Annotated in this window: 13 protein-coding genes and 1 tRNA gene; 5 read left to right on the top strand and 9 right to left on the bottom strand. The window is 61.3% G+C overall.

Annotated features, from left to right (window positions below; genetic code table 11):
- Nucleotides 1-20: 20 nt before the first annotated feature.
- From EOD15_RS03095 to EOD15_RS03065, 6 genes are all read right to left on the bottom strand, one after another.
- On the bottom strand, nucleotides 21-341 hold the full coding sequence (locus EOD15_RS03095; protein WP_127322597.1) for a hypothetical protein: 321 nt from the start codon (nucleotides 339-341) through the stop codon (nucleotides 21-23).
- Nucleotides 342-460: 119 nt separating this feature from the next.
- On the bottom strand, nucleotides 461-721 hold the full coding sequence (locus EOD15_RS03090; protein WP_127322598.1) for a hypothetical protein: 261 nt from the start codon (nucleotides 719-721) through the stop codon (nucleotides 461-463).
- 4 nt (nucleotides 722-725) lie between these two features.
- Nucleotides 726-980 (bottom strand): hypothetical protein, encoded by a 255-nt coding sequence (locus tag EOD15_RS03085; RefSeq protein WP_127268063.1) that lies wholly within the window; start codon nucleotides 978-980, stop codon nucleotides 726-728.
- A gap of 68 nt (nucleotides 981-1,048) precedes the next feature.
- On the bottom strand, nucleotides 1,049-2,113 hold the full coding sequence (locus EOD15_RS03080) for a SagB/ThcOx family dehydrogenase (protein WP_127268064.1): 1,065 nt from the start codon (nucleotides 2,111-2,113) through the stop codon (nucleotides 1,049-1,051).
- 428 nt (nucleotides 2,114-2,541) lie between these two features.
- Entirely contained in the window at nucleotides 2,542-3,291 is a 750-nt protein-coding gene (locus tag EOD15_RS03070; protein WP_127322138.1) for a helix-turn-helix transcriptional regulator, read from the bottom strand.
- Between the two features lie 348 nt (nucleotides 3,292-3,639).
- A tRNA-Ala gene (locus EOD15_RS03065) sits at nucleotides 3,640-3,715 on the bottom strand.
- Between the two features lie 255 nt (nucleotides 3,716-3,970).
- Here EOD15_RS03065 and EOD15_RS03060 point away from each other — a divergent pair.
- A complete protein-coding gene (locus EOD15_RS03060; protein WP_023811703.1) occupies nucleotides 3,971-4,261 on the top strand; it encodes a YggT family protein in 291 nt (96 codons plus the stop codon).
- Nucleotides 4,262-4,274: 13 nt separating this feature from the next.
- A complete protein-coding gene (locus EOD15_RS03055; protein ID WP_127322139.1) occupies nucleotides 4,275-4,592 on the top strand; it encodes a DUF167 family protein in 318 nt (105 codons plus the stop codon).
- Between the two features lie 19 nt (nucleotides 4,593-4,611).
- On the opposite strand, the gene EOD15_RS03050 is transcribed toward EOD15_RS03055, so the two are convergent.
- The 3 genes from EOD15_RS03050 to EOD15_RS03040 are packed head-to-tail and all read right to left on the bottom strand — an operon-like array spanning nucleotide 4,612 to nucleotide 7,380.
- A complete protein-coding gene (locus tag EOD15_RS03050) occupies nucleotides 4,612-5,493 on the bottom strand; it encodes a MurR/RpiR family transcriptional regulator (protein WP_127268067.1) in 882 nt (293 codons plus the stop codon).
- Nucleotides 5,494-5,503: 10 nt separating this feature from the next.
- Complete coding sequence (ugpC, locus tag EOD15_RS03045) at nucleotides 5,504-6,571, bottom strand: sn-glycerol-3-phosphate ABC transporter ATP-binding protein UgpC (RefSeq protein ID WP_127329802.1); 1,068 nt, start codon at nucleotides 6,569-6,571, stop codon at nucleotides 5,504-5,506.
- Nucleotides 6,572-6,573: 2 nt separating this feature from the next.
- Nucleotides 6,574-7,380, bottom strand: a complete 807-nt coding sequence (locus EOD15_RS03040; protein WP_127320150.1) for an SDR family oxidoreductase — start codon at nucleotides 7,378-7,380, stop codon at nucleotides 6,574-6,576.
- A 179-nt stretch (nucleotides 7,381-7,559) separates the two neighbouring features.
- Here EOD15_RS03040 and EOD15_RS03035 point away from each other — a divergent pair, with 179 nt between their 5' ends.
- The 3 genes from EOD15_RS03035 (at nucleotide 7,560) to EOD15_RS03025 (ending at nucleotide 10,623) form a co-directional block, all read left to right on the top strand.
- Nucleotides 7,560-8,792, top strand: a complete 1,233-nt coding sequence (locus EOD15_RS03035) for a sugar ABC transporter substrate-binding protein (RefSeq protein ID WP_127268520.1) — start codon at nucleotides 7,560-7,562, stop codon at nucleotides 8,790-8,792.
- 140 nt (nucleotides 8,793-8,932) lie between these two features.
- On the top strand, nucleotides 8,933-9,802 hold the full coding sequence (locus EOD15_RS03030; RefSeq protein WP_023811708.1) for a sugar ABC transporter permease: 870 nt from the start codon (nucleotides 8,933-8,935) through the stop codon (nucleotides 9,800-9,802).
- On the top strand, nucleotides 9,799-10,623 hold the full coding sequence (locus tag EOD15_RS03025) for a carbohydrate ABC transporter permease (RefSeq protein ID WP_013528984.1): 825 nt from the start codon (nucleotides 9,799-9,801) through the stop codon (nucleotides 10,621-10,623). The genes EOD15_RS03030 and EOD15_RS03025 overlap by 4 nt, the downstream gene beginning before the upstream one ends.
- The last annotated feature ends 12 nt before the right edge of the window (nucleotides 10,624-10,635 follow it).

Genomic DNA, 10,635 nt, shown 5'->3' with positions numbered 1-10,635 from the left:
AATTTGTTCGGGCCGGCCTGTCAATAGGCCAGTGACAGGCTCAGGGCCTCGACCTGTTCGAGATAGAAACGGCATTTCGTGCGCAAGGGCCCGAGCCCCGGGTCATCGGCGCCGTTGATCTCGATGGTCTGCATCATGAAGTCGAAATGGGCGTGGAAAGCGTCCACTGTACCCCAGAGACTGTCGGCCTGGCAGCTGTCGGCAATCGCCATCGAGACGAGTTGGCGGGCCTCGACCCGCGCGGCGTCAGGCGATGGCGGCCGCCTGGCGATCAAGACGTCGAGCCGGCTGAAAACGCTTTCCCTGGCATCGACGCTTCTGATGTTGGCTATCATGTTCATGTGCAGGTCCCCTGGGCATTCCAGACGCGCAATAGGTTCCCGTCTGAAATTGAAAACTGGTGATCAGAGCATTTTCAGCGGCGCCAATGAACGCGTCGCGTTTTGGCGGGCGACATGCATCAAGCTTGAGCGACCGGATGCCGGTCCTGCGGGCAGGATGCAATCAGGGCCGGGATTGCGGTTGCATCGGAGGGGTGGCCCCTGATGATGTTGGCGACCTCGGCGTCGGCCTGCTCGAACCAGTAGACCATGTCGGCGCGGCGCAGGTCCGTCGCGGCCTTCTTCAGCAACGGCAGCAGGCTTTGCAACGCGCACAGCGTCTCCCAGCGCTTTGGCCGGGAGGTCGAGCCGGCCACCGCGCATGCGGCTGACGATTGCATGTCGCTACGCTCTCCGTGGCTGGGCTGCCCGAGTGTCCTTTGCCTGCGCCTTGGGGTGCAGCGGGTTGCCGCTGAGCTGCGCATGCCTGGCCGGCCGTGCGCCGCGAAGAACGTCGAAGGCCTCTGCATAGGCCATGCCCAGCAGATAGGAGATCATCGGAAAACGGCTTGCTTCGGCCATCTGCACGAGCTCATTGGTCATCGACGAAATATATTGAAGGCTATCGATTTCCGACTGGCGTAAGGATTGATTTGGCACGTGCTGCTCCTGTCTCTGGTTATACCCTGGGGAACGCGTTACTGGCTGTGATGCACATAGTTGGTCGGCTAATTGATGGACTGGCCCGCCGTGGACGGATCTCTTTCCGGCGTCGAGAGGGTCAAGGCATAGATCGGTGCGTCGGTGAAACTGTCGAGACCAAGCAGCCGCTTGATGGCGGAATGGCTGAGCGCGGCTGTCGGACACGCCGACAGGCCATGATTGGTCGCTGCCAGCATGATGTTCTGGCCGATATGGCCGGCCTCGATCAGCACGACACGATAAGCATTGGCGTCCTCATATTTCCACATCGTGCGATCGAGCTTGGCGCAAAGCAGGACCAGGCACGGCATGGCGTCGGCCCACTCCTGTCCGCCGACCAGTTCGGAGATCTTCGGCAGATGGTTTGCGGAAATCCTGCCAAGGTCGTGATCCGCGGCGGAATAGTGATAGACACCGGGTTCGAGGCCATCGACGCCGAGCGCGACCACATAGGCCTCATAGGGATTTCGCGCGCCGCCTGAAGGGGTCATGCCGAGCGGCAGGGTGCCAACGCAATTGGCGGTCTCGCCGATGATGCCGAGCCCTGCGAACAGGCAATCGGAAAGCTGTTTGGCCGTGATGGTGGGCTGAGCCGCCGTGCGGTTGGTGCGGCGCCGCGCCATCAAGCTGAGAAGTTCATTGTCTTCCAGTGCATTCGGCAGCTGGATGGCGCCTGCGGAATTCTTGAGCATGAGGTTCGGCTGCGGCGTATGGCCGGCGCGTTCTATCTGCCGCTCTTCCGCTTGCTCGATGGTCATGTATTCGCTGTCCTGGACGCAGAAATGCATCAGCGCCGTCGGAAGCCCCCAACTCCATTGTCCTGAAAACTGTTCCTCCTGCTCGGCGAGAGGCGATCCGGCTGTGACCAGCGCGGAGAAATCGAGCAACTGGGGAACGACAGCCTTCAACTCGGACTTCGACCATCCATGGGCGCGGGCAATGTCCGCCGTCGATGCCCATTTGTCCCACGAAGCGAGCAGGCCGACCATCTCAGGACTGCATTCAAACACGCTTCTGGTCAGGAAGTTGCATGCCGTGACCTTGTTCGGTCCGGGGTAGAAAACAAGCGTTTTCGAAGAGCGCATTTTCATGAAGCTGGTTGCCATCTGCGGAGCCGAGGCGCCGACAAGCAAGACGCTCGTCGGCGCAGAACGGCTTCAGCGCTTGTTGTAGTGCATGCCCTGCGAAAAGAAGACGGTCTGCGTGCCGGCGGCAATCGTCAGCTTCGGAGCATTGGTCACTTTCTTGGCCATTTTCATCCCTTTCCTGACCCCAATTTGGGATCCGTTGAAAGACCCCCGGAACGGGATCCGCGTGAAGAAAGGTAAGGTCGGAAGAGTTAATGGTTTGTTAAAATTATAGTAAAACCACGAGCCTAAGGCGGACCCGTGGATTATCTTTCCTGGTATTAAAGTGTAAAATATCGATTTTATTCAGATACAGAGTAGACAATCGTTGGCATACGCTTAATCGGCGTACGCTTATTCTTATTTGGCGTAAGACACGGCGATCCGAGGGGTTAGCCCAACCCGTCCCGGGTGAGGCTGACAACCAGTTGATCGACGCCCGGATCGTCGAGATTGATGACATGCGCCATGCTGATGGCATCCCTTGGGTGGATGTTGGCAATGTCGCGCCGCATGATGACGGACACGAATGCCGGGCCGGCCTCCGTCAGAAGCATGGCCTTGCCCATCAGCACCGGTTCGGAGATGGGAGCCCATTGCACGGAGATCAGCGAGGGCTCTCCGGTCTGGCGGCGATTGATGCCGCTGAAATAGATCCAGTTCAGCCGCGAGATCGCCACGCCATAGTGATTGCCGCGCGCTCGTGCCCAGGTCGATCCCCGGCGCTCCGACCATCCGGTGACCCTTCGGAAGGTGACCAGTTCGGCTTCGCGCCTCACGAAGGTCACCGAGCGCATCAGGAGGTCGAGGCGGCCCGGGATCGAGAAATAGGTGAAATAGGTGCCGCCTGCGATCGAAGGACTGGGAGGGCGGATCATCTGGATGAACAGGCTCTCGGAAACCGGCGGCAGGCCACGCATCGCCGGCTCGGGTGCGCCGGGATCCTGGTACAGTTCGGCTTCGTCGATCCGAAAGTAATCGCATATCAGCTTGGCGGTAGCTTTGTTGGGAACGGTCTGCCCTTGCAGATAGCGTTCGAACTGCGTGCGATTGATGCGCAGCTCACGGCATACCGCACTTACGGAGGCATGGTCCTTGCACAGCCGTCTAAGGTTTGCAGCGAGATTGTCGCGAATTGACACGTCTTTGCTTCCGCAGGCGGATTTTTCATTTCGACTTGAAATCGATATAGCGTCTCCGGTCGCCCCCGCCGAAACGCCCTGGTCACAACGCACAGAAAAAACTGATTTGGTAACGTCAATTTAGTGGGGTGGTTTCCAAAAAAAACGGAAACAATCAGCGAGCTCTTCCGCCATAAGTCCAATTGACAAAAGTTTTGCCGGATATCGCGAAATAGGCGATGTAGCGCGGCCTTTTAAGGTGCGCTGGCACAGCAAATGCCAACCGCGGGGGCAAGCCGGGACGAGCGTCGCGGACTGCATGTGGCGCAGAGATGGGCATCTGGCGCGCAGCGTGGAGAATTATTCCGCTGGTGGAGCTGAGGAGGATCGAACTCCTGACCTCGTCATTGCGAACGACGCGCTCTCCCAGCTGAGCTACAGCCCCGTCCAGCGGATGGCGCATTTATCGGGCGCCGCGGTTTCCTGTCAAGGCGGAGGTTTGCCGAAATCCAGTGCCGTCAAGCGTCGATCTGGCGCCGGCGGAAAGCGGCCCTTGCCGGTTTTGTGTATTCGCGCCTTCGTTGGGGTGTCGGCGACATGCCCTACAGTCCGACCGGGCCGGTATTGGCGCTCCACAGAAAGGCGGCCCTTGCCGGTTTCGCGTGCAATGGCTACATGTCGGCAACAATTGGAGACCGGCATGCTCGCCCTCATTCAAACAATCGTCATGGCGCTTGACCTCTACTGGTGGATCATCATCGCCTCGGCGATCTTTTCCTGGCTCTACGCCTTCAACGTCGTCAATTCGAAGAACCAGTTCGTCGGCAGCATCGGCAACATGCTCTACCGGCTGACCGAGCCGGCGTTGCGGCCTATCCGCCGCTTCATGCCGGACCTTGGCGGCATCGACATCTCGCCGATCATCCTGCTTCTGATCCTGTTCTTCCTGCGGCAGTTTCTGCTCACCACGGTGGCGCCTCTGATCCTGTGAGCAGGATGACCTTATGAGCACGCCGTTTCGCCTTCGCGAAAACGGCGCCGAGCTGTTTGTCCGGCTGACGCCAAAGGCTGCGCTGGACAGGCTCGAAGGTTTCGAGACCACGGCGGACGGGCGAAGCCATCTGAAAGCGCGTGTCCGCGCCGTGCCGGAAAACGGCGCCGCCAATCATGCGCTCGAAAAGCTGCTGGCCAAGGCTCTGGGCGTGCCTGGGTCCGCTGTCTCGGTTGTCGCCGGCGGCACCGCGCGGTTGAAGACCGTGCGCATTGAAGGCGATCCGGCGAAATTGGCGAAAAGCATCGAGGCGCTCGGCCGCCAGTCCTGATGTCCTTGGCCGCAGGGGCTCAATCGCCCAATGGCAAACGCGGATCGTCGACTTTCAACGTGTTCACGCTCTGCTTGATGCGGCGCAGATTCTCCAAAACCCTTGGTCCGCGCGTCTCGGCGACCGAGGTGACGATCATGTCGACGATCGACAGCAGCGCATAGCGAGACGATGTCGGCTTGTAGATATTGCCATCCTCGAGCGACTGGAAATGGATGACCGTGTCGGCGACCTTGGCGAGTGCGGAGTCCGGCGGGGTGATGGCGATCGTGGTGGCGCCATATTGCTGGGCGACCTGCACCGCATCGATGACCGATCTGGCATAGCCGGAGACGGAGAAGGCGATCAGCGTGGTGTCGGGGGTGGCAACGGCGGCGTACATGCGTTGCAATTGTCCGTCGATCTGCGCCAGCACCGACACGCCAAGCCTGAACAGCCGGTTCTGCATTTCGGTCGCCATCATGGACGAAATGCCACCGGAGCCGATGCACAGCACATTACCGGAAACAGCGATGCGTGCGGCGACGGCGACCAGCGTCGTCATGTCGAGGTTTTCGCTGGCGCGCTGGATGGCCGATATCGCCGCTTCGGTGATGGCGGAAGCGATGCGCTGTTCGCGGGCATCGCGGCTCAACGGCTCCGGCGACAGATACTGGCCGCCGATGGCGATGGCTTGCGCCAGATAGAATTTGAAGTCGCGCAGGCCCTCGCAGCCGAGGTTGCGGCAGAACCGCGTCACCGTCGGCTCGCTGACACCGACGCGCAAGGCAATTTCCGAAATCGCCGCTTTGGAAACGAAATCGAGGTCTGCCAGCACGAAGCCGGCCAGCTTGCGATCCGACTTCGTTCCGTCCTGCGACATCAGCTGCAGCCGCGTGATGATGTCGGCCGGCGTCTTCATGCTGCTGTTCTCATAGAGGCAGGCCCGTTGCCTTGTCGAACAGATGGATGTTGCCGGGGTCGACCGAGACCGGCAGCAGGTCTCCCGGCCTGACCGGCACCCTGTCGCGGAACACAGCGCGTACCGTATCAGCACCGATAGCGCCATAGACATGTGTTTCGGAGCCGGTGGGCTCGACGACATCCACCCTGATCGCCATCGCGTCGACAGCCTCGCCGACGATAAAATGCTCGGGCCGGATGCCAGCCTCCACCGCGCTGTCCGCCGGCACCTGTTTGCCGGCAAGCGCAAGCCGCCCGCCACCGGCCGATTCGAACCAGGTTTTCTCAAGCGCCGTCTTGAGCGAACCGGACACAAAGCTCATCGACGGCGAGCCGAGGAAGGAGGCGACGAACTTGTTGGCAGGCCTGTCGTAGAGTTCCAGCGGCGCCCCGACCTGCTGGATTCTGCCGCGGTCCATCACGACGATGCGGTCGGCCATCGTCATGGCCTCGATCTGGTCGTGGGTGACGTAGACGATCGTCGATTTCAGCCGCTGGTGCAGCGCCTTGATCTCGACGCGCATCTGCACGCGCAATTGCGCGTCGAGATTGGACAGCGGCTCGTCGAACAGGAACACAGACGGCTCGCGCACGATGGCGCGGCCCATGGCGACGCGCTGGCGCTGGCCGCCCGACAGCTGGCGGGGATAGCGGTCGAGATAGGAGAAGAGATTGAGGACGCCGGACGCCTTCTTGACCTTCTCATCGATCACCGTGCGCGTCTCGCCGCGGATCTTCGGGCCAAAGCCGATATTGTCAGCTGCCTTCAGATGCGGAAACAGCGCATAGGACTGGAACACCATGGCGATGTTGCGCTGCTGTGGCGGCAGCGCGTTGGCGCGCACGCCGCCGATCAACAGGTCGCCGGAGGTGATCGTCTCCAGGCCGGCCAGCATGCGCAGCAAGGTCGACTTGCCGCAGCCGGACGGGCCGACGAGGACGACGAACTCGCCGCTCTTGATATCGAGGCTGATGTTCTCGAGGATCTTGTGCTGGCCGAAGGATTTCGACAGATCGCGAAACTCGACATCGGTCATTGTCACGCTCCCAGGATGTCGTCGATGAAGGGCAGGCAGCCGGCGGTCAGTCCCGCGTCCACGGGCATCACCACGCCTGTTATTCCCGATGCGCGATCGGACGCAAGGAAGGCGACGGCTTCCGCCACTTCCGCGGCGTTGACGATGCGGCCGAGCGGATAGAGCCGCTGCAATTTGCCGAGGATTTCGGGATCCTTGGCAAGGCGGTGGTCCCAGGCGGCGGTGCGGATCGATCCGGGGCAAACGACATTGGCGCGCAGGCCGCTGCGGCCGAGCTCGACGGCGATCGCCTTGGCATAGGCGTTGATGCCGGCCTTGGCGGCGGCATAGGCCGGATTGCCGAAATGCGCGATGGCGTTGACCGAGGAGATGAAGACGACGCTGCCCGAGCCGCGGCCAGCCATCGCCTTGACCAGCGGGTCGGCGAAATTCATCACGCCAGTCAGGTTGAGATCGAGTTCCTGCTCTATTCTGTCGGGATCGAGCGCCGAAATCGTCTCGGCACGCGTCCAGCCGGCATTGTTGATGAGAATGTCGGGCACACCATCCCGGTCGAGGATCGCGCCGATCGCCGTCGCTATCGATGCCTTGTCGAGAAGATCGAAGACATAGCGGGAGGCAAGGTGCGGACTGTTCAGCGCCTCGCTTGACTGATCGCAACCGACGACCCTGGCGCCTCTTTGCGCCATCAGCGCCACGATGGCCGTGCCGAGACCGCCGCCGGCCCCCGTCACCACGACGGTCTTGCCCTCGAACTCGGCCCTGCCTTCGAACTCGGCCCTGCCCTCGAACTCGGATTGCGAAACCACCGTGCGTCATCCTCCGGGAGTTCTGACAGATCGCATAAGGCCTAGGCCTGTAAATGTAATTAAGCAACACAATAATCCGCTTGCAAGCCTTCAAATCATCGATAATGTAGGAAAGTCACATAAATCTTCTGCTCCGGCACGGAGAGGCGCGCAGGCGCAACACCAATGGGAGAGATCAAATGAGCCTTGCAAAATGGACTGTCGGCCTGATGGCCGGAATGAGCATGCTGGCAATTGCGGCGCAGGCGGATGCGGGCGAGGTGCGGGTCACCGTGGCCGAGTACAGCGCCAAGACTGCTCCCTATTTCGCCGACGTCAAGAAGGAATTCGAGGCGGCGAACCCCGGCATATCAGTCAAGTTCGAAGTGGTGCCGTGGGATGTGCTGCTGCAGAAGCTGACCACCGACATCACCGCCGGCACCAATGCCGATCTGTCGATCATCGGCACGCGCTGGCTGATCGACTTCGTCCAGCAGGATGTCGCCGAGCCGCTCGACGGCTACATCAAGCCCGACTTCAAGGATCGCTTCATCGACACCTTCCTGTCGCCCTCGATCATGGACGGCAAGACCTACGGCCTGCCGATCGCGGCCTCGGCCCGCGCCATGTACTACAACAAGGAGCTGTTCGAGAAAGCCGGCATCGCCAAGCCGCCGGCAACCTGGACCGAGCTGCAGGAAGATGCGCGCAAGATCAAGGCGCTGGGGTCGGGCACGTTCGGCTTCGGCCTGCAGGGCAAGGAGATCGAGACCGACGTCTATTACTATTATGCGATGTGGTCGCAGGGCACCGAGATCCTCAACAAGGACGGCACTTCGGGCCTGAGCACGCCAGGTGCGCTTGAGGCCGCCAAGCTCTACAAGTCGATGATCGACGAAGGCCTGACCGAACCCGGCGTCACCTCCAACAACCGCGAAGACGTGCAGAACCTGTTCAAGCAGGGCAAGGTCGGCATGATGATCACCGCACCCTTCCTGTCCAACCAGATCAAGGACGAGGCGCCGAACCTGAAATACGGCGTTGCAGCCATCCCCGCCGGCCCGACCGGCGCGCGCGGCACCTATGGCGTGACCGATTCCATCATCATGTTCAAGAACTCCAAGAACAAGGACGAAGCCTGGAAGCTGCTCGATTTCCTGTTCACCACGGAACAGCGCGCCAAGTTCACGCAAGGCGAAGGCTTCCTGCCGGTGAACAAGGAAGAGGCCAAGATGGACTACTACGTCAACAATGCCGATCTGGCGGCGTTCACCGCGCTGCTGCCCGACGCCCGCTTCGCGCCGGTCATTCCGGGCTGGGAAGAAGTCGCCCAGATCACGTCGGACGCCATGCAGAAGATCTATCTCGGCGGCGACCCTGAGGCGGGCTTGAAGGACGCGGCCGCCAAGGCCAACACCGTGCTGAAGAAATAGGGCGTATCTCCCTGCGCCCGTGGCGCGCCCCAGACTCAGGCGGGGCGCGCCACACCTAGGTTCCCGGCCCGGTGCGGCGGATCCGAAATTCGCATAAGCAGAACCTTCTGATCCAGCGCGCCGAGGTTGCAGGCCAGCAGATGCAAAATCGTTTCTTGCCCTATCTCCTGACCTTGCCCAGCCTGTTTCTGGCGGCGGTGGTCATCTTCTGGCCGGTCTGGGACCTGATCCAGATCTCGACGCATGAGGTCAGCCGCTTCGGCCAGCTTCGCGACTTCAACGACTTCGCCAATTTCGCGGCACTCGCTGCCGATCCCGACTTCACGGCCGCGCTCTGGCGCACCGGCCAATGGACGGTGATGGTGGTCGGCGGTGCGCTTCTCTTGTCGATCCCGGTGGCGATGATCCTCAACACCGATTTCTATGGCCGCGGCATCGCCCGCGTCATCATCATGCTGCCCTGGGCGGTATCGCTGACCATGACCGCGGTGGTCTGGCGCTGGGCGCTGAGCGGCGAAAGCGGCATGCTCAATTCGGCGCTGATCGGCCTCGGGCTCATCGATCACAACATCCAATGGCTGGCGAGCGCCGAGACCGCTTTCCCGATGCAGGTGCTGATCGGTATCCTGGTGACGGTGCCGTTCACGACGACGATCTTTCTCGGCGGGCTGTCGTCGATTCCGGACGATCTCTACGAGGCGGCGGCGCTCGAAGGGGCGACGCCGCTGCAGCAGTTCCGCGAAATCACCTTTCCGCTCCTGAAACCGTTCATCAACATCGCCATCGTGCTCAACACCATCTACGTCTTCAATTCCTTCCCGATCATCTGGGTGATGACGCAGGGCGGCCCGGCCAACTCGACCGATATCCTGGTCACCCATCTCTACAAGCTGGCCTTCCGCATCGGCAAGCTGGGCGAAGCATCGGCGGTGTCGCTGGTGATGTTCGCCATATTGCTGGTCTTCACCATGATCTATGTGCGGCTGGCGATGCGGGAGCAACGCACATGACGAGCAAGCTGAAACGCTCCATCATCGCCTGGCTGCTGCTGGCGCCGCTGATCGTGGTGACGCTCTTTCCCTTCGCGGTGATGTTCCTGACCGCGGTCAAGCCGAGGCAGGAAGTGCTGTCGCCGACCTGGTGGCCGAGCGAATTCCGCTGGTCGAATTTTTCCGATATGTGGGTGGCGACCGGCTTCGGCCAGGCGCTGCTCAATTCGCTCTACGTGTCTGTGATCGCCACGGTTGGCGCCATCCTGATCTCGGTTCCGGCGGCCTATGCGATGTCGCGCTTCCGCTTTGCCGGCTACGGCGCCTTGCGCCAGTTCCTGCTGATTTCGCAGATGATCTCGCCGATCGTGCTGGTGCTTGGCCTGTTCCGGCTGATGGCGGCCTGGGGCTTGGTCGAGAGCACGACGGCGCTCGGCTTCATCTACATGGCCTTCAACGTAGCCTTCACGGTGTGGATGCTGCAGAGCTATTTCGACACCATTCCGCGCGATCTCGAGGAAGCCGCCTGGATGGAGGGCGCCGGCCGCTGGCTGACCTTGCGCAAGGTGTTCCTGCCGCTCTGCCTGCCGGCGATCGCGGTGACCGCGATCTTCACCTTCATCAATGCCTGGAACGAATTCGTCGTGGCGCTCACCATGCTGCGCAGCCAGGAAAGCTATACGCTGCCGATCCAGGTGTTTTCGCTGGTCGCCGGCCGCTACACCATCGAATGGCACCACGTCATGGCCGCGACGTTGCTGGCGACCTTGCCGGTGGCCATCCTGTTCATCTGGCTGCAGCGCTACCTCGTTCGCGGGCTGGCGCTCGGGGCGGTCAAATAACGCCTATTCACG

Source organism: Mesorhizobium sp. M7A.T.Ca.US.000.02.2.1 (assembly GCF_003996995.1).
Taxonomy (GTDB): domain Bacteria; phylum Pseudomonadota; class Alphaproteobacteria; order Rhizobiales; family Rhizobiaceae; genus Mesorhizobium.
This window is presented reverse-complemented; position numbering and strand designations above follow the sequence as displayed.